Annotated in this window: 21 protein-coding genes; 11 read left to right on the top strand and 10 right to left on the bottom strand. The window is 64.9% G+C overall.

Annotation, left to right across the window (positions count from 1 at the left end; all coding sequences use genetic code 11):
* The first annotated feature begins 56 nt into the window (after positions 1-56).
* The 4 genes from ACSC1R_RS15565 to ACSC1R_RS15550 all read left to right on the top strand — a co-directional run bounded on the left by ACSC1R_RS15565 (position 57) and on the right by ACSC1R_RS15550 (position 4,071).
* On the top strand, positions 57-1,136 hold the full coding sequence (locus tag ACSC1R_RS15565; RefSeq protein ID WP_439026639.1) for a DUF7350 domain-containing protein: 1,080 nt from the start codon (positions 57-59) through the stop codon (positions 1,134-1,136).
* 37 nt (positions 1,137-1,173) lie between these two features.
* The gene (locus tag ACSC1R_RS15560; protein WP_439026638.1) at positions 1,174-2,157 is read left to right on the top strand and encodes a DUF7282 domain-containing protein; all 984 of its coding nucleotides are present in this window, start codon (positions 1,174-1,176) and stop codon (positions 2,155-2,157) included.
* A gap of 156 nt (positions 2,158-2,313) precedes the next feature.
* Positions 2,314-2,442 (top strand): hypothetical protein, encoded by a 129-nt coding sequence (locus ACSC1R_RS15555; RefSeq protein ID WP_439026637.1) that lies wholly within the window; start codon positions 2,314-2,316, stop codon positions 2,440-2,442.
* 192 nt (positions 2,443-2,634) lie between these two features.
* Positions 2,635-4,071 carry an FAD-binding oxidoreductase gene (locus tag ACSC1R_RS15550; protein WP_439026636.1) on the top strand — a complete coding sequence of 479 codons (1,437 nt, stop codon included), beginning with the start codon at positions 2,635-2,637 and terminating at the stop codon, positions 4,069-4,071.
* Positions 4,072-4,108: 37 nt separating this feature from the next.
* Here the strand turns inward: ACSC1R_RS15550 and fer are convergent, their stop codons facing one another.
* Positions 4,109-4,756 (bottom strand): ferredoxin Fer, encoded by a 648-nt coding sequence (gene fer, locus ACSC1R_RS15545; protein ID WP_439026635.1) that lies wholly within the window; start codon positions 4,754-4,756, stop codon positions 4,109-4,111.
* 135 nt (positions 4,757-4,891) lie between these two features.
* Here fer and ACSC1R_RS15540 point away from each other — a divergent pair, with 135 nt between their 5' ends.
* Together ACSC1R_RS15540 and hisH are read left to right on the top strand one after the other, a co-directional pair.
* Positions 4,892-5,572, top strand: a complete 681-nt coding sequence (locus tag ACSC1R_RS15540) for a carbonic anhydrase (protein ID WP_439026634.1) — start codon at positions 4,892-4,894, stop codon at positions 5,570-5,572.
* A gap of 85 nt (positions 5,573-5,657) precedes the next feature.
* Positions 5,658-6,302 carry an imidazole glycerol phosphate synthase subunit HisH gene (gene hisH / locus ACSC1R_RS15535; RefSeq protein ID WP_439026633.1) on the top strand — a complete coding sequence of 215 codons (645 nt, stop codon included), beginning with the start codon at positions 5,658-5,660 and terminating at the stop codon, positions 6,300-6,302.
* A gap of 161 nt (positions 6,303-6,463) precedes the next feature.
* Here the strand turns inward: hisH and ACSC1R_RS15530 are convergent, their stop codons facing one another.
* Positions 6,464-7,330 (bottom strand): alpha/beta fold hydrolase, encoded by an 867-nt coding sequence (locus ACSC1R_RS15530; RefSeq protein WP_439026632.1) that lies wholly within the window; start codon positions 7,328-7,330, stop codon positions 6,464-6,466.
* 62 nt (positions 7,331-7,392) lie between these two features.
* Complete coding sequence (locus tag ACSC1R_RS15525) at positions 7,393-7,860, bottom strand: GNAT family N-acetyltransferase (RefSeq protein WP_439026631.1); 468 nt, start codon at positions 7,858-7,860, stop codon at positions 7,393-7,395.
* A 240-nt stretch (positions 7,861-8,100) separates the two neighbouring features.
* Here ACSC1R_RS15525 and ACSC1R_RS15520 point away from each other — a divergent pair, with 240 nt between their 5' ends.
* The 3 genes from ACSC1R_RS15520 to ACSC1R_RS15510 all read left to right on the top strand — a co-directional run bounded on the left by ACSC1R_RS15520 (position 8,101) and on the right by ACSC1R_RS15510 (position 9,822).
* Entirely contained in the window at positions 8,101-9,087 is a 987-nt protein-coding gene (locus ACSC1R_RS15520) for a calcium/sodium antiporter (protein ID WP_439026630.1), read from the top strand.
* 154 nt (positions 9,088-9,241) lie between these two features.
* Positions 9,242-9,478 (top strand): hypothetical protein, encoded by a 237-nt coding sequence (locus tag ACSC1R_RS15515; protein WP_439026629.1) that lies wholly within the window; start codon positions 9,242-9,244, stop codon positions 9,476-9,478.
* Positions 9,475-9,822: a type II toxin-antitoxin system PemK/MazF family toxin gene (locus ACSC1R_RS15510; RefSeq protein ID WP_439026628.1), complete on the top strand. Its 348-nt coding sequence runs from the start codon at positions 9,475-9,477 to the stop codon at positions 9,820-9,822. The genes ACSC1R_RS15515 and ACSC1R_RS15510 overlap by 4 nt, the downstream gene beginning before the upstream one ends.
* A gap of 1 nt (position 9,823) precedes the next feature.
* Here ACSC1R_RS15510 and ACSC1R_RS15505 read toward each other — a convergent pair whose 3' ends face one another.
* From ACSC1R_RS15505 to ACSC1R_RS15490, 4 genes are all read right to left on the bottom strand, one after another.
* Positions 9,824-10,129: a chorismate mutase gene (locus ACSC1R_RS15505; RefSeq protein ID WP_439026627.1), complete on the bottom strand. Its 306-nt coding sequence runs from the start codon at positions 10,127-10,129 to the stop codon at positions 9,824-9,826.
* Complete coding sequence (locus tag ACSC1R_RS15500; protein WP_439026626.1) at positions 10,087-10,944, bottom strand: shikimate kinase; 858 nt, start codon at positions 10,942-10,944, stop codon at positions 10,087-10,089. Before ACSC1R_RS15500 ends, ACSC1R_RS15505 begins: the two co-directional genes overlap by 43 nt.
* 87 nt (positions 10,945-11,031) lie before the next feature.
* Positions 11,032-12,012, bottom strand: coding sequence for an NAD-dependent epimerase/dehydratase family protein (locus tag ACSC1R_RS15495; protein WP_439026625.1), 981 nt, complete (start codon positions 12,010-12,012; stop codon positions 11,032-11,034).
* A 33-nt stretch (positions 12,013-12,045) separates the two neighbouring features.
* A complete protein-coding gene (locus ACSC1R_RS15490; protein ID WP_439026624.1) occupies positions 12,046-12,981 on the bottom strand; it encodes a DNA-3-methyladenine glycosylase family protein in 936 nt (311 codons plus the stop codon).
* Between the two features lie 125 nt (positions 12,982-13,106).
* Between ACSC1R_RS15490 and ACSC1R_RS15485 the strand changes: the two genes are divergently transcribed.
* Entirely contained in the window at positions 13,107-13,571 is a 465-nt protein-coding gene (locus ACSC1R_RS15485) for a DUF555 domain-containing protein (protein WP_439026623.1), read from the top strand.
* Between the two features lie 79 nt (positions 13,572-13,650).
* On the opposite strand, the gene ACSC1R_RS15480 is transcribed toward ACSC1R_RS15485, so the two are convergent.
* Positions 13,651-13,890: a UPF0058 family protein gene (locus tag ACSC1R_RS15480; protein ID WP_439026622.1), complete on the bottom strand. Its 240-nt coding sequence runs from the start codon at positions 13,888-13,890 to the stop codon at positions 13,651-13,653.
* A 201-nt stretch (positions 13,891-14,091) separates the two neighbouring features.
* Between ACSC1R_RS15480 and ACSC1R_RS15475 the strand changes: the two genes are divergently transcribed.
* Positions 14,092-14,499, top strand: coding sequence for a translation initiation factor IF-2 subunit beta (locus ACSC1R_RS15475; protein ID WP_439026621.1), 408 nt, complete (start codon positions 14,092-14,094; stop codon positions 14,497-14,499).
* On the opposite strand, the gene ACSC1R_RS15470 is transcribed toward ACSC1R_RS15475, so the two are convergent.
* Positions 14,496-14,675, bottom strand: a complete 180-nt coding sequence (locus ACSC1R_RS15470; protein ID WP_439026620.1) for a DUF7836 family putative zinc-binding protein — start codon at positions 14,673-14,675, stop codon at positions 14,496-14,498. The two genes, ACSC1R_RS15475 and ACSC1R_RS15470, sit on opposite strands and share 4 nt — an antisense overlap.
* 87 nt (positions 14,676-14,762) lie before the next feature.
* Positions 14,763-15,728: a transcription initiation factor IIB gene (locus ACSC1R_RS15465; RefSeq protein WP_439026619.1), complete on the bottom strand. Its 966-nt coding sequence runs from the start codon at positions 15,726-15,728 to the stop codon at positions 14,763-14,765.
* Between the last annotated feature and the right edge of the window lie 116 nt (positions 15,729-15,844).

The following is a 15,844-nucleotide window of genomic DNA, read 5'->3' as shown; positions in this document are numbered from 1 at the left end:
CCCGGTTCGACGCCCGAACCACAACGGTTTTTTACAGTATATTGCTACACGACACCATGCGACGCCGCCGACTCCTCCGCGCCCTCCCCGCGGCCGCACTGACCGGTGTAGCCGGCTGTCTCGGTGACGACAGTGGCGAGACCGACACGCCCACCGACGAGCCGACAACCAGTCCCCCGACCACCGCCGCACCCGACGGTCCCTCGGGCGTGTACGTCCAGTCGTACCGTGAGGGGATGGCCATGTTCGGACCGAAGACGAGCGGTGACTACACCTTCGCGCTCATGCTCGCGGTCCCCCACGACTTCTGGACCGTCACCGGCACCGAGCGCGAAGCCAAGCTGAAGACCGACGAGCACGCCGTCCACCTGATGGCACAGGTCTGGCACAGAGAGAGCGGGCAGGTACTCGCCGACACGAGCCTGTCGGTCGAGATACTCCAGGACGGCGACCTCGTCAGCGAGGAGGTCATCTATCCGATGCTCTCACAGCGTATGGGCTTTCACTACGGCGGGAACTTCACGCTCGCCGGCGACGGCACGTACACGGCGAAGCTGTCTGCGGCGGCACTCCAGATCGACCGCCTGGGCTCGTTCGCGGACCTGTTCGGAACCCCGGAGACGGCCGAGGTCGAGTTCGAGTTCACGAAGCAGGTGCGGGACAAGCTCACGATACAGGAACTGGACGCCGCAGGCGACAGGGGGGCGATTCGCCCGATGCAGATGGGCGATATGCCCGTCGGTATCGCACCGAAGCCGGAGGCGTTGCCGGGGACGGCCATCGGGACGAAGCGGGTCGACGACGCCGACCTCGTCGCGCGGTACGTCGATGGCGGTCGGTTCGCTCGAACCGGAGAGTCCTACCTGTACGTCTCGGCGCGGACGCCCTACAACGACCTCTTGCTCCCGATGATGGGGCTCGACGCGACTGTCCGCGGCGCGAGCGAGACGACGTTCGACGGCAAGCTCTCGCGGGCCATCGACCCCGACCTCAGCTACCACTACGGGGCGACGGTTCCGTCCCTGCAGACCGGTGACGAGGTCGAACTCACCGTCGTCGCCCCGCCACAGGTCGCCCGACACGAGGGCTACGAACGGGCGTTTCTCCAGATGGACGGCGTGACGTTTACGGTGTAGCGACAGTTCTTTTTTCGTCCGGTCCACACGTGGTACCATGCGCCGCCCCCTCGCTCTCCTCCTCGGGGTTCTCGTCGTGGCCACGTCGGTCGTCGTCGTCGTGACGCCAGTGGCCGCCCACGGGAACCACCTGAGCGTCGACGCGCAGGTCTCCAGTGACGGCACCATCGTCGTCGAATCGATGTTCATGACCAACCCCGGCCACCTCGTCGTCCACCAGAACCAGGGTGGCGAAATCGGCCCGCCGCTCGGACACGCAGCAGTCGAACAGGGCTTTCACTCCGACTTCGAGGTCGCCATCGGCGACCAGTACTGGGCGGACCAGGACGGCCCCCGGTCGTACTGGCTGGTGCTCCACCGCGACGACGGTGACGGCGAGTTCGAACCCGGTACCGACACGCCCATCCAGGGCATCGCCGGTCAGTACGCCGGCCAGCGGGTCACGGTCGGCAAGACCGACGACGGTGCAGTTCGGGTCGTCACCGGCGGGTTCACCACCCAGCGGGTCGACGACGGTGCGGTGACGGTTCGGCGAGTCGACCTCGACCGACCGGGGTACGTCGTCCTCCAGAACGTCACCGACGACGGGACCACGGGTGCGGTCGTCGGGACGACGTCCCTCGACGCTGGCTCGCACGACGACGTGAGTGTCGCGCTGTCCGACTCCTTCTTCGAATCGCTCGACACCGACGAGAGCGCCGAACTCGAAGCCGTGGTGCACGCCGGTGACGGCGACGGGAGCTTTACGGCCGCATCCGACGAACCGATTCGTGTCGGCGACGAGGTCGTCAGTTCCCGGTTCGCCATCCGGAAAGTCGCGAACGCGCAGGCGACCACGCAGCCGCTCATCAATACGCCGGAACCGACGACGACCGGCGCGGTGACGACCGACACCGCGTCCGCGACGGCATCGGATACCCGGTCCGGCGGCGGCCAGTCAGCGAGTGCGCTCCCCGGCTTCACCGGTGGTCTCGCTGTTGTCACGCTCACGGCGCTCCTCCTCGTCTGGCGACGTCGGTAGTAGGCGCACCTCGGTCGCTCGTCGGTCCCGGGTCCCGACGTTCGTACCTGCCGGAGACGGGGAACGACAGCCCAGACCATGACAATTATACTCGATTATATTATCTGAGTTTCGTAATAGGAAGGTTTACCTGCCTCCTCCCAGTTTCGTTAGATAATGGCTGTCCGTAACCCACCGAGTGAACCAGTATTCGACTGCCCAGCCTGTGCAGGCAGCGTCAGCACCGTCGACAACTACCTGAAGTGCGAAGAGTGCGGCTACGCCCCGCGCCACGCCGCGGACTGAACACCGCTTCGCCGCGGCGGTCCCCGCCCTCCTCGTCCGACCATCGAACGAGATTTTCTACCTCGCTATCGACCCTGTGCAGCCGTGGGGCTGCCGTTCGTGGACCTCTCGACACTGACGTGAATCACGTGAACGCCGGTCGACACCTGCGTCAGGGCAGACGGGATTCCCGTCGGCCCCCTACTCGCACGTATGCCCGTACAGCAACGGGGGCCCGACGCTGAACCGCCGGTCGAACTCCCAGACGGTGCCATCGCATCGTTCGCGACGAGGGTCCACGGTGACGTCCTGACGCCCGGCGACGACGGATACGACGAGGCCAGACAGGTGTGGAACGGGATGATCGACAGACGACCGGCCGTCGTCGCCCGGTGTACCGGCGTCGCCGACGTGGTCGAGGCGGTCACGTTCGCCAGCGAGCACGACCTCGTGGTCGCGGTCCGTGGCGGCGGCCACAACGTGGCTGGCACCGCCGTCTGTGACGACGGTATCGTCGTGGACCTCTCGGAGATGAACGGCGTGTTCGTGGACCGCGAGACGATGACGGTCCGCGCACAGGGCGGGGCGACCCTGGGTGACGTCGACCGGGAGACGCAACTGTTCGGGCTGGCGACGCCGTTCGGCGTCATCAGCAAGACCGGCATCGCCGGGCTGACACTCAACGGCGGCGTCGGGCACTTGCGCCGGAAGTACGGACTGGCCTGTGACGGCCTCGTCTCGGTGGAGGTCGTGACCGCCGCTGGCGAGGTACTCGTCGCCAGCGAGGACGAGCATCCGGACCTCTTCTGGGCGGTCCGCGGGGGTGGCGGCAACTTCGGCGTGGTCACCGCGTTCGAGTACGCGCTCCACGAGGTCGGCCCGGAAGTGTTCGGCCTGTTCGTCGTCCACCGGGGAGAACACGCGGCCGACGTGCTCAGCCTGTTGCGGGAGTTCGACACGGACGCACCCCGGGAAGCCAGCGTCGTGCCGTTCCTCGGCTTCGTTCCCGAGCAGGTCGAGTTTCCGGCCGAGGCCTGGGGTGACCCGATGGTCGCTATCCTCGGGTGCTACGTCGGTCCCGCCGGGAAAGGCATAGAGACCTTCGCCCGGTTCCGCGACATCGACACCCCTATCCTCGACGTCAGTGGCCCGATGGCTTTCACCACGCTCCAGTCGATGCTCGACGAGGAGTACCCCGACGGGCGCAACTACTACTGGAAGGCGACGTACCTGACCGACCTCTCGGACGATATCGTCGAACTGCTCGTCCGGCGCTGGGCGGAGAGTCCGTCGATGCTCTCGACGGTCGACGTGTGGCAACTCGGCGGGGCCATCGCGGACCTTCCGCAGGACGCGACCGCCTTCTGGCACCGCGACAAACCGTTCATGCTCACCTTCGAGGCGAACTGGGAGGACCCGGCCGACACCGACGCGAACGTGGCGTGGGTGCGCGACAGCCTCGAGGAAGTCCGTTCCATGCCGGTCGCCGGTGGCGGATACGGGAACTTCCCTGGCTTCGACGAGGACCCCGCACAGTCGCTGTTCGGCGAGAACCTCGATAGGCTGGTCGAGGTCAAGACCAGATACGACCCCGGGAACCTGTTCCGGTTGAACCAGAACGTCGAACCGCGGTCGAGCGCGGTCGAGTGAGAGCGGCGGCGACGAGAGACTGGCGGCGGTGACCGACCTAGTTCGGCCGCGGCGGCAACCAGAGGTCCTCCAGTTCGGGCAGGTGCTTGACGTTGCAGACGACCTTCATCGTCGGCGTCGTCGGGGTGCCGATACAGGAGAGCACGATGCCTTGCTCGGACAGCTCCGGCGGGATGACGTGGTCGACGAACACCTCCATCTCGCCCTCGACCACGGCGACCGCGCAGTTCGCACACGCGCCGCCGCGACAGGAGAAGGGCCACGAGCGCCCGGCGTCCTCGGCGGCTTCGAGGAGCGAGTCGTCCCCGGTGACGACGAAGTGGCCGTGGTCGGCCTCGTCGAGGCCGGCGCGCCGGGCCTTTTCGAACAGGTCCTCGTCGTCGAGCGACCAGCCGTAGTCGTCGAGCACCTGGTACTCCAGGTACTCGACCTCGGTCTGGAACGCCTCGGGTTCGGCCGGTTCGGGCTCGGGACCGCGTCGCGGCCGGGGGCGGTCTCGGCCGTCGTTCCACTCCTCGACCCGGCCCTCGGAGATCGCCTCGTACGCTTCTTTGACCCGCTGGAACTCCCGCTTCGACCCACCCTGGTCGGGGTGTGTCTCCTTCGCTCGGCGGCGGTACGCCTGGCGGACCTGCCCCTCGTCGGCGTCCGGGCTGATGCCGAGAATCTCGAACGGAGACTCCACAGCCACAGTAGCGACAACAGCCCCTTAAATCGCTCTCACTCGGAACGCCTTGCAGGATGACGTGCCGGGTCCCACGACGGCCCACGAATCACACCAAAGAGAGAGAATAAACCAGATGCTTGCGTTGTCACAAATATGAACTCTGCGTTCGTCCAGCTACTGAAGAACAACCTCGAACACGCAAACGAGTTCGAGCGGCGCTTCGACGAGGTACAGGACGCACAGCATCCTGACGTCGTCACCGTCTGCTGTTCGGACTCGCGGGTCCTGCAGGACCACATCTGGGGTAACGACCAGCCCGGCCGCATTTTCACCTGCGGGAACATCGGCAACCGCGTGATGCAACAGACCGACGCCGGCGAGGTCGTCTCCGGCGACGTGCTCTACCCGGTCGAACACACCGGCACCGACACGGTCGTCGTCGTGGGCCACACCGGCTGTGGGGCCGTCACCGCGACCTACGACTTCCTGACCGACGGGGGCTCCGAGCCCGCGGGTATCGAACACTGCATCAACCTGCTGAAGCCCCACCTCAAAGGCGGGGTCGAGGCGCTCCCCGCAGACCTCGACCGGGCCGCGGCCGTCAACCGCCTCGTCGAGTACAACGTCGACCAGCAGGTCGCCTTCCTCTGCGGCAGCGACGACATTCCCGACGACGTGGACGTGGTCGGCGTCGTCTACGACTTCCAGGACGTCTACGGCGGCAAGCGCGGCGAGGTCCACGTCATCAACGTAAACGGCGAGCGTACCGTCGCGGCGCTCCGCGAGGCCGAACCGGACATCGACGCGCGCATCGACCGGCTCTGGGAGTACTGACGCATCCGTGCCTGGCCACCCCATTCTCGCGGCGACATTTGGGGGAGACACCAACCGATAAGCGACGGACTCACGAACTGGCGGTGTGCAAGTCACCATCATCGACTACGGCGTCGGGAACCTCCGGAGCCTCCAGCGCGGCCTGGAACGCGCGGACGCGACGGTGACCATCTCGGACGACCCCGGGGAGATTGCTGCCGCGGACGCGCTCGTGCTCCCGGGCGTGGGCGCGTTCGGCGAATGCGTGCGGAACTCGAAGCCCTTCCACGACGTGCTCGTCGAGGCGGCTGCGGACACGCCTATCCTCGGTATCTGTGTCGGTCTGCAACTCCTGTTCACCGAGAGTACCGAGGGTGCACCCGAGGGCGAGACCATCGACGGGCTGGACCTGATTCCGGGGCGGGTCGAGCGCCTCCCGAGCGACGACGTGAAGGTCCCACACATGGGCTGGAACCAGCTCACCATCGAGCGCGAGCACCCACTGGTGGACGGAATCGACGAGGGCGACTACGCCTACTTCGTCCACTCCTACGGGTCGGCCGTCGCCGACCACACCGTCGTCTCGTGTGACTACGGCTTCGACTTCGCCGCCGTGGCCGCGAACGAGGCGGGCAACGTGATGGGGACGCAGTTCCACCCGGAGAAGAGCGGCGAGACGGGGTTGAAGATTCTCCAGAACTTCGTCGAGTACGCCCGGTCGTACACCGAGGAGACGGTCGCGGCGGAGTGAGTGGCTGACTGCTTCTCTCGTCGATGTTCCCCGAAACGAGGTGGATTCAGAACTCGGCCGTTCGGCCGGACAGTCGTGTCATCGACCACCACCGGTACACGAGTACCGGAGAACAGTACCGGGCGAACGTCGGAGACCAGTCTGCCGGATTCGAGTAGGCCTCATTTCGCGGTGGTCTCTGCGTCTGCCCCTGTTTCGGCCTCGCCGGTCTCGTCGGAGACCCGGTCCGTGAATCCCCGGACGGCGGCCGTGAAGTACTCGGGGTTGTCGAGGTTCGAGGCGTGTCCGCCACCGGGGACTACGTCGACCGCACAGTCCGCGAGCGTCCGGGACAGCTCCCTCGCGTGGCGTTTGATGAACCCCAGCTCGTTCTCGCCGTAGATGACGAGGGCTGGGACCGTGATGGCCGAGAGGTCGATTGGGTGCTCGTGTGCCCGCGACATCGACCTGATGACCTTGATGAACTCCGTGGTCGTCATCGTCGGGCCGTCCTCACGGAGTTTTTCGACTTCGGCGTAGTCGCCACTCGCCCCCCTGGAAAGCCGCTCGGACACCCAGACGTTCAGTCGTTCCAGGCGCTCGATTCCCAGTACCCGGACCAGTGGGAGGAAGGCGTTCATCGCGACTCGACGCAGGAACCACTCGCCGCGGGTGAGGATGGTGGGCGTGAAGGTGTCGGCGAGTATCAGGCCAGACAGCTGGTCCGGGTACTGGACCGCGTACGCCTGCGCCACGAGCCCGCCCATCGAGTGCCCGCAGATAACCGGTCGGTCGAGGTCGAGCGCCGTGACGAGTTCGTGGAGGTCGTCGGCGTACAGGGCCATGTCGTACCGGTCCCGGCTCGACCCGCCGGTCCGGCCGTGGCCGCGAACGTCGTAGACCACGGTCGTGAAGTCGTCACGCAGCGCGTCTCCCTGCTGGTCCCACATCCCCGAGTCGACGACGGAGCCGTGGACGAACACGATTGCGGGGCCGTCTCCGCGTCGGTCGTAGCAGGTCTCGATGTCGTTCGTCTGTACCGTCGGCATTTGCGATAGAGAGGCGTTCTGAGAGCATCAAGGTGTGTGAGATTCTCACATGGGGAGAACAGTTAGTCGAGGTCCTGCACGAACGTCACCTGCTTCTCCTCGAAGCCGGTGTCACGATAGAACCGGCGTGCGCCCCTGTTGTGCCATTCACACGAGACCTTGAGGTGATCGCACCCTGCCTCGCGAGCGAGTTCTTTCACCCGCGAGACGACCGCGGCCCCGTACCCCTCGTTACGGTACTCCTCCTCGATGCGCAGGTTGACGATCTGGGTGTAGCTCGTGTACGTCCTGGATGGGTGCTCGCCTTCCCGGAGCGTCACCCAGCCGATGGTCTCGCCGTCTTCCTCGACGAGGTAATTGGTCACGTCCTCGCTCTCGAGGTGTCGTCTGAATCCGTCCTCGGGGACCTCGGCAGGGTCGTCGTAGACGAGTTCGTTGAATCTTGAGAACTCCTCCATCCCCGAGGCGAGGCTGTACCACGAGTGGATGAGGGTGTCGATGTCGTCCGCTGTTGCTTCGTTGAGTTGCATGGCGACTGATGCTCGTGCGGAGAGAGTCACGCCTGTGCTACTTATCAGTCCCCGTCACTTGCGTGGTGGTGACAGCTGACAGGTCTTCCAGAACGCGATGTCGGCTACCGCTTGCGACAGTGTTCGACCCTGTTCAGGTTGCTGGAACGCGTGAGACGGAACGGTGGAGAGTACTTTCACCACCGATGGGGAGAACTGCGTGCCCAACATTGATTGACCGACCCACAGTAGACTCGGACGATGGTTCAAGGAGGCCCAATCGTTCAGATCGGTGTGATCCTTCTCTCCATACTGGGGCTGTGGATCGGGGCACGGCTCCTGGTCGACGCAGTCGTGCGGCTGGCGCGACGATTCGGACTCTCTGACCTCACTATCGGACTGACCATCGTCGCGATGGGGACGTCGACACCTGAACTGGCAGTTTCGGTCGACGCTGCGCTCAAAGGAGCTGGCGATATCGCGGTCGCCAACGTTCTCGGGTCGAACATCTACAACCTGGCGTTCGTCCTGGGCGTGCTGTCGCTGGTGAAGGTGATACCCATCGCAGAATCACTCGTCCGTCGTGACGGCGCTGCGCTCCTTGGGAGTACGCTCGTCGGTGGAATCGTGATTTTCGACCTCACCATTACGCGGCTGGAAGGGATACTTCTGGCAGGCGTGTTCGTCGCCTATACGGCCTATCTGCTCCGCGCCACCCAGACGGACTCGGCGGCACCCACCGTGCAGGTATCCGGGGACGGAGGAATCGTCAGCGCAGCGACCGAACGTGTTGCCTTCCGCGGGCGCGATGTCGGACTCCTGCTTGGTGGACTGGCGCTGGTGCTGGTGAGCGGTGATTATATGGTAGTCGCCGCTTCGGAGCTGGCCCGTGGCGTCGGCATCTCCGAGTGGGTCATCGGCGGGACGATCGTCGCAGCGGGGACGTCGACACCAGAGTTCGCCGTCTCGCTGGTGGCAATCCAGCGGGGGAGCCTCGGCGTCTCGGTCGGAAACGTGATCGGCAGCAATATCTACAATATCACGGGAATCCTGGGCGTTGCGGCCGTCGTCCGTCCACTCGCCGTGAGCGGCCTGGCACTGGAATCGTTCGCATGGCTGGCTGGAATCTCTCTCCTTATCGTCGCTGCCCTCTGGACGGGTCGAGTCCTGTCCCGGTTGGAAGGTGCGCTGTTGGCTACTTCCGAGATCGTTCGGTGGGCTCTCGGTATCCTCGGGGTCGTCGGATAGGACTCCCGGGACCGCCGGTTTCGGCTACCTGTTCTGGCGCTGTTCGACCCTGTTTTTTACTAGGTGAAATTCACGATGTAGAATGATAGAGCGAATTGATTGTGGGCAATAGTGGGCAGGACTTATCGAACAGTGGGTCATAGTGGGTAACAGCATGAAAGTAGACGCCCGTGACCTACGAACCAGCGACACCGACGACCGAGGTCGAATCTATCTCGGGACGGAGTACGCGAACAAGCGTGTGACCGTTGCGGTGGTCGAGGTCGAGTCTGACCGACCCGACGAGGACGAGCTGGCAGCCGCGTACCGAGACGCTTCTGAGAGCGCCGAAACGCTCGCAGCGGAGTGGGACGAAGCGTCGGAGGAGGCGTGGGACGGGTTAGCTGAATGAGCGAGGAGACAGACGTTCGACGCGGCGATGTCGTCCGACTTGACCCTGCCGAGGGACACGAGATGAGGAAGACACGACCTGCGGTGGTCGTACAGAACGATGTAGGGAACAGAAACTCGAGTACGACTATCGTCGCACCAGCGACGGGAACGTATCGAGGGTATCCCTTCGAGGTACTGGTAGAAGCCGACGGCTCGCCGTTTTCGAAGGATTCGTCCGTCCGCCTCGACCAGGTTCGCGTCGTTTCCATCGAGAAGCGGATACACTCGGTCGCCGGGAGTCTGGATTCAGAGACGATGGACGCGGTCGATGGGGCACTGAAACTGAGTCTGGGACTGGACTGACTCAGCGGTTCTGGCGCTGTTCGACCTTGTTCAACTCGATGAGCAGCCGGAAGATGGCCTTCACGAGGTTCGCCTCGACCTCGAAGCGTTCGGCGTTCTCCCCCGCGCGGTCCATCACCGCCTGTTCCTGGGCTTCGTCGGTGGTCGGCAGGCCCTGTTCTTCTTTGACCTGCGCGATGGTGTCGGCGACGTACGTCCGTCTCGCGATGAGTTCGACGATGTCGCGGTCTATCTCCTCGATCTCCTCGCGGAGTTCGTCGAGGCTCATGTCGTCTGGCAGCCGTTGGGTCGTGTCGTCGTGAGCCATGTCTCTCCGTGTCGTTGGTTCCAGGTGTCTGCGAGCGATTCGAGCGCGTCGCGGTCGCCCACCGCGACGTAGCTGGGGCCGGTGCCCGACAGGGACACGCCGTCCACGTCGGGCATGGCTTCGAGCATCGGGTCGGTTGGGAAGCCGAGCGCCCCGCAGAAGGCGAAGCCGTTGACCGTCATCGCCTCGCCGTATCGTCCGTCGAGGGCGAGCTCGGCGACGAGGTCGGCCATCGGGGCGACCCGTTTGCAGCGGTCGACGTCGGCGTCGGCGCTGAAGGCCTGCTGGTCGGGCCACCAGACCAGCACGTCCCAGTCGACCTCTTCGCGGGCGAGCAGTTCGTCCTGCGTGTTGTCGGTCACGGTGACGCCGCCGAGCATGCTGGCGCTGGCGTCGTCGAACGCGCCGGTGACCGTGACGCCGGCGTCGCGGGCGGCCTGCACGCCCACGCGACAGGCGTCGGTCGGGTCCGGTTCCACGCCGATGGCATCGCAGGTGGCCATCACGGTGGCGTTGGCGGCGGCGCTCGATGATTTGAGCCCGGCAGCCATCGGGACCTCGCTCTCGGTTCGTACCTGTGCCCCGACAGGGCCGTCGTCGCCCCAGCGGTCGACCGCGAGTTCGGCACAGCGCTCGATGAGGTCGGTGTCCGCGTCGGCGGCCTCGGCGACCTCGCCGTGGTAGGTCCCCGAACCGTCGAGCGTCACCTCGGCGGTCGTCTCGAGGTCTATCGCGAAGGCGCAGCCTCGTCCGTTGGCGAGCGCGTTGAGCACCGTGCCCGCGGCCGGGGCGGTGGCGCGACCGTGACCGTCCATGTCAGTGCGGACTACGGTCGGGAACTTGGGGGTTGCGGTGGGAGCGATATCGGCCAGTGCCTGTCGGGTCGCGGCGGGGGTGTCGAATCAGTCCAGCCCGAGCTGTGCCTGTTCGTGTTCCAGCACCTCCCTGAGCCCGTCCTGGAAGGGTCGGTGTTGCAGTCCGAGTTCGCGCTTGGCCTTCGAGTTGTCGCCGAGGTACGTCGTGCCGCCCAGCACGCGCAGGGCCTCGGAACTGTAGGTCTCGGGGAGCGAGACGAACCGTTCGGCGACGCCAGCCAGCATCGCCATCGCCCGGAACCAGATGGGTGAGACCGCCCGCGGCGGCTCCTTGCCGACGATGTTGCTCGCGATTGCCATGGCCTCGACCAGCGTGTAGGGTTCGCCCGCGATAATGTAGTCCTCGCCGGGCTCTCCCTGTTCCATCGCGGCGACGTGGGCGTCCACGATGTCGTCGACGTGGGACCAGCAGTAGGCGGTCTCGCGGGGGATGACGGGGAGGTCGCCCTGCAGCCAGTCGACCCAGAGGTCGCGCAGCTGGCTGGTGTCGCCGGGGCCGTAGATGACACCGGGCATGACGGTGACGACGGGGACGCCGTCTTCGGCCATCGGTTCGACCACCTCGTAGTGCGCCCGCCACTTCGTCTCGTCGTAGAGCGAGAGGTGCTCGCCCTCGAAACGGTACTCCTCGTCCACGAGTTCACCGTGGGTGTCGGAGTTCGTCGCGAGCGTGCTGGTGTACACCGCCTTCGGGACGTCGAGTTTGTCGACCAGTTCGAGTACCTCGCGGGTGCCCTCGACGTTCACCTGTTCGGCCAGCGCCGGGTCGTCGACGCCGAGGCGGTACCAGGCGGCGAGGTGGAACACGCCGTCGGTGCCGGCCATCGCGTCGCGCATACTCGACCCGTCGGTGATGTCCCCGGCGACGAGTTCGACGCCCAGCTCTTCGAGGTCCGCCGCCTTCCCGGGTGACCGGACGAGGGCCGTCACCTCGTGGCCGTCGGCGACCAGCCGTCGGGCGAGCCTGCCGCCGACGAACCCGGTCGCGCCGGTGAGAAAATAGTGCATACCGGGTCGACTGCAGCCTGCCACATCAACCTTTCATTCGTCCCTTGTCCGGAGCAGGTGGAACACGTACGTCTGGACGTACCCCGCGTACTCGCCGCCGAAGGTCTCCCGGAGTGCGCGAGAGGTCTCGGCGTAGTTCCCGCGGTCACACGCCGGGTAGTAGTCCGACACGACAGTCTGCATCCAGGTGTCGAGCGGAATCGCTTCGAGGTAGCCCAGCGAGAACAGCAGGATGCAGTCGGCCACCTTGTCGCCGACACCCACGAACGTCGTCATCGCCTCACGCGCGGCCTCGTACTCCATGTCGAAGAAGTCCGCCGGGTGGGCCTCGCCCGAGGCGACCATCTCCGCGGTTCGCTGGACGTACGGTGCGCGGTAGCCCAGGCCGAGGTCTCGCAGGTCTTCCTCGGTGGTCGCGGCGAGTTGTTCGGGTCGGGGGAACGCGTGGTACGTCCGACCGTCGAACGCGACCTCGTCGCCGTAGGCGTCCGCCAGCGAGGAGACCATCTCGTGGATGCGTTCGACCCGCATCTGCGCCGAGCAGATGAACGATATCAGGCAGCCAAAGGGCGGGTCGCGGACGAGCCGGAGTCCGCGATGGGCGTCGTAGGCCGCTCGGACGAGGTCGCGGTCGGGCGCGTCGCCGACGATGCTGTCGAGGTCGTCGTCGAGCCGCAGGAGGTGCGTCACGAGGTCGTGCGCGTCGCACGAGGATTCCCACTCGACGGCCTCGTCGGTCACACGGACCCGGACGACCGTCGGCTCGTCGGCGTCGGCTGGCACGGGGGTCACGTCGCGGTCCTTCTCGTCGAGGTCGAGGACGGTGTAGTACCACGGCGACCCCTCGTCGTCGCCCTCGTACATGCGGCCGTCTTCGCGTCGCCAGAGGTACGACTGGCCGCTTTCGAGCGTCACGTGTGCGTCGAACCCGCCGGAGAGCGCAGACAGCGGTATCGTCCCGGATTCCATCACCGGGTCGTTGGTGTGGGGACGTTTCTGGGTTTCGGGTCGCCGTCGGCCGCCGGTGGCTTTCGCCGCTGGCATCGTGTCAGGGCCAACCTTGATACTACTCGGCCGGGAATGAAAGAACGATTATGAACTGCAGAGTGGTCGTCGAGGCTGCAGTGCCGGTTTACGACGTCGAGACAGAGGACGAGGCGATCCGCATCGCCATCTCGAAGACGGGAGAGATGCTGAATCCCGACCTCAACTACGTCGAAATCAACATGGGTTCGCGGACCTCTCCTGGTGGTGAGGAACTCCCGCCCGCGTTCATCGCAGCCGACGAGGCACTCGTCGCACTCGAACTGGAGATGACCGTGTTCAACGTCGAACGCGAGGAGCACGCCTCGCGCATCGCCCGCAAGGAGATCGGGCAGCGCCTGACGAACATCCCGCTCGAGGTCCTCGAGGTCGCGGTCATCGAAGACGACGAAGACGACGAAGAGGAGGAGTCGGAAGCGGAGATGAGCACGCCAGATGGTGGTGAACCGGTCGCAGAGGCGGACGAGGGCAGCGACGACGACGTGTTGCCCGAGTTCGAAGACCTCATCGAGTGAACGGCGCGCGCTCGAAACGAATCACGATAGAGTTCTCTTCTGGGTCGGTAGATGGCAGCGTAGAACTGAGTCAGCGGTTTCAGTCTGCGGAGACGGCGACGGTCTCTTCGGTCTGCTCCTCGTGCATGTCCGAAGTGATTCCGGTCGCCAGCGCAAAGACTGCAGCTTTGTGGTCGGTCTTCGATTTGTGAATCGACGTTGGACGGATACCGAGGGACTCGTACTCATCGAGTGTGAGCGCGTCCTCTGTCCGTGTGTCGTAGTGATTGCTTACCTCTGCGAGCAGGCCGTGAAGGTGAATGAGCTCCTGCTTCTTCATAACCAAAATGCTCTACCGTCTCAAGGGTTATATTATTATCCTGAGTCGCGTTAACACACTCCGTTAGTAGATTGCCGGTCTCAATGGGTAGAGCCCCGGAGAAATACATGTTTTTCGTTAAATTAACCGAGATATCTGATACGAGAAACGAGTCCACTGAAGTATCAAGATATTTTACTCGCTCAGTCCGAACGATGGCGTATGGACTACGAAGACCACCTGGACCGTGCCATCGCGGAGTCGCCAGACGTCGAAGCCACAGGTGACCGCTTCAGCGTCCCCGACCCGACGGTCCGACAGGAGGGGAAGATGACCGTCTACGAGAACTTCGACGATACTGTCGACGTGCTCAACCGGGACCCCGCCCACCTCATGAAGTTCCTCCAGGACGAACTCGGGACGAGCGGCCACATCGACGAGAGCGGGCGTGCGCGCCTCACGGGGTCGTTCAGGGAGACCCGGGTCGCCGACGCGCTCGACGAGTACGTAGAACGATTCGTCACGTGTGACGAGTGTGGGTCACCCGACACCCATCTGCAGGAGCGACAGGGCACGACCGTGTTGAAGTGTGACGCGTGCGGTGCACTGTCGTCGGTCGGCAAGAGCTAACTGAGCTGTTTGAGCGCCGAAAGGTCGTGCTCTGTTCGCATAAACTCGGCCGTACGCCGCGTGGCGTGGCAGTTCGGACAACTGAAGTTCTTCCGCGGTCCGGGCAACGAGTCGGGTGCTGACTCCCAGTCTTTCCGGCATTCCGGACACAGGAGGCGGACGTAAGTTTCCACCATGAGGAGTAGTAACACAGGTAGGTGTGAAAAACTTTGTCGCAGCCCCACCCCGGCACCATCAGTCGGCCATCACCTCGCTGATGCCGTTCAGAGGGTCGTCAGCGACGCATCAGAGGCGTCGAGCAGTTCCTTGTAGCGGTTCCGGATGGTGACCTCGGAGATGTTGGCCACGTCCGAGACCTGGTTCTGCGTGACCTTCTCGTTGGTCAGCAGGGCGGCGGCGTACACCGCGGCGGCCGCGAGGCCGACGGGCGACTTGCCGGAGTGGATGCCGGCCTTGCGCGCGTTCTCCAGGAGCGTGCGGGCGCGGCGCTCGGACTCGTCGGACAGCCCGAGTTCGCTCGCGAATCGCGGGACGTAGTTCTCGGGGTCAGCGGGCTTGATCTCGAGTTTGAGCTCGCGCACGATGTAGCGGTACGTGCGGGTCAGCTCCATCTTGTCGACGCGGCTGACCATCGCCATCTCGTCGAGCGAGCGCGGCGTGCCTGCCTGTCGCGCGGAGGCGTACAGCGCGGCGGTCGCGACACCTTCGATGGAGCGGCCCGGAAGCAGGTCCTCGTTGAGCGCGCGGCGGTAGATGACCGAGGCGGTCTCGCGGACGTTCGCCGGGAGGCCGAGCGCGCTTGCCATGCGGTCGATTTCGCCGAGTGCCTGCTTCAGGTTGCGCTCTTTCGAGTCGCGGGTGCGGAAGCGCTCGTTCCAGGTGCGGAGGCGCTGCATCTTCTGTCGCTGGCGGGCACTCAGGGCGCGCCCGTAGGCGTCCTTGTCCTGCCAGCCGATGTTGGTCGACAGCCCGTCGTCGTGCATCATCTTGGTCGTGGGTGCGCCGACGCGCGATTTCTCGTCCTTCTCTTTCGAGTCGAACGCGCGCCACTCCGGGCCGTGGTCGATGTTCACCTCCTCGACCACGAGCCCGCACTCTCCACAGACCACTTCGCCGTGTTCGCTGTCCTGAACGAGCGCGCCACTGCACTCTGGGCAGACCGTCTGCTCCTCTTGCTTGGCTCGTTCTTCTGCCTCGCCAGTGTGGGTCCGAATGGTTGTATCGCTCATGATATGTATCCCTCGTGATGGCCGCGGGCAGGCGCCGGAATGGGTGGAAAAATTCACGCCCAGACGGGAACCCGTCCTCACTCTAAGTAAGACCGGAAAGTACTTAAGTCTATTGG

This window comes from Haloarchaeobius ordinarius, from assembly GCF_051801355.1.
GTDB lineage: Archaea > Halobacteriota > Halobacteria > Halobacteriales > Natrialbaceae > Haloarchaeobius.
Note: the sequence above shows the minus strand (reverse complement) of the source record. Positions and strands in the feature narration are given on the sequence as shown.

Coding starts and splice junctions, on each gene's coding strand:
- ACSC1R_RS15565 (WP_439026639.1), top strand. CDS start 57: ATGCGACGCCGCCGACTCCTCCGCGCCCTCCCCGCGGCCGCACTGACC.
- ACSC1R_RS15560 (WP_439026638.1), top strand. CDS start 1,174: ATGCGCCGCCCCCTCGCTCTCCTCCTCGGGGTTCTCGTCGTGGCCACG.
- ACSC1R_RS15555 (WP_439026637.1), top strand. CDS start 2,314: ATGGCTGTCCGTAACCCACCGAGTGAACCAGTATTCGACTGCCCAGCC.
- ACSC1R_RS15550 (WP_439026636.1), top strand. CDS start 2,635: ATGCCCGTACAGCAACGGGGGCCCGACGCTGAACCGCCGGTCGAACTC.
- ACSC1R_RS15540 (WP_439026634.1), top strand. CDS start 4,892: ATGAACTCTGCGTTCGTCCAGCTACTGAAGAACAACCTCGAACACGCA.
- ACSC1R_RS15530 (WP_439026632.1), bottom strand. CDS start 7,330: ATGCCGACGGTACAGACGAACGACATCGAGACCTGCTACGACCGACGC.
- ACSC1R_RS15525 (WP_439026631.1), bottom strand. CDS start 7,860: ATGCAACTCAACGAAGCAACAGCGGACGACATCGACACCCTCATCCAC.
- ACSC1R_RS15520 (WP_439026630.1), top strand. CDS start 8,101: ATGGTTCAAGGAGGCCCAATCGTTCAGATCGGTGTGATCCTTCTCTCC.
- ACSC1R_RS15515 (WP_439026629.1), top strand. CDS start 9,242: ATGAAAGTAGACGCCCGTGACCTACGAACCAGCGACACCGACGACCGA.
- ACSC1R_RS15510 (WP_439026628.1), top strand. CDS start 9,475: ATGAGCGAGGAGACAGACGTTCGACGCGGCGATGTCGTCCGACTTGAC.
- ACSC1R_RS15505 (WP_439026627.1), bottom strand. CDS start 10,129: ATGGCTCACGACGACACGACCCAACGGCTGCCAGACGACATGAGCCTC.
- ACSC1R_RS15500 (WP_439026626.1), bottom strand. CDS start 10,944: ATGGACGGTCACGGTCGCGCCACCGCCCCGGCCGCGGGCACGGTGCTC.
- ACSC1R_RS15495 (WP_439026625.1), bottom strand. CDS start 12,012: ATGCACTATTTTCTCACCGGCGCGACCGGGTTCGTCGGCGGCAGGCTC.
- ACSC1R_RS15490 (WP_439026624.1), bottom strand. CDS start 12,981: ATGGAATCCGGGACGATACCGCTGTCTGCGCTCTCCGGCGGGTTCGAC.
- ACSC1R_RS15485 (WP_439026623.1), top strand. CDS start 13,107: ATGAACTGCAGAGTGGTCGTCGAGGCTGCAGTGCCGGTTTACGACGTC.
- ACSC1R_RS15480 (WP_439026622.1), bottom strand. CDS start 13,890: ATGAAGAAGCAGGAGCTCATTCACCTTCACGGCCTGCTCGCAGAGGTA.
- ACSC1R_RS15475 (WP_439026621.1), top strand. CDS start 14,092: ATGGACTACGAAGACCACCTGGACCGTGCCATCGCGGAGTCGCCAGAC.
- ACSC1R_RS15470 (WP_439026620.1), bottom strand. CDS start 14,675: ATGGTGGAAACTTACGTCCGCCTCCTGTGTCCGGAATGCCGGAAAGAC.
- ACSC1R_RS15465 (WP_439026619.1), bottom strand. CDS start 15,728: ATGAGCGATACAACCATTCGGACCCACACTGGCGAGGCAGAAGAACGA.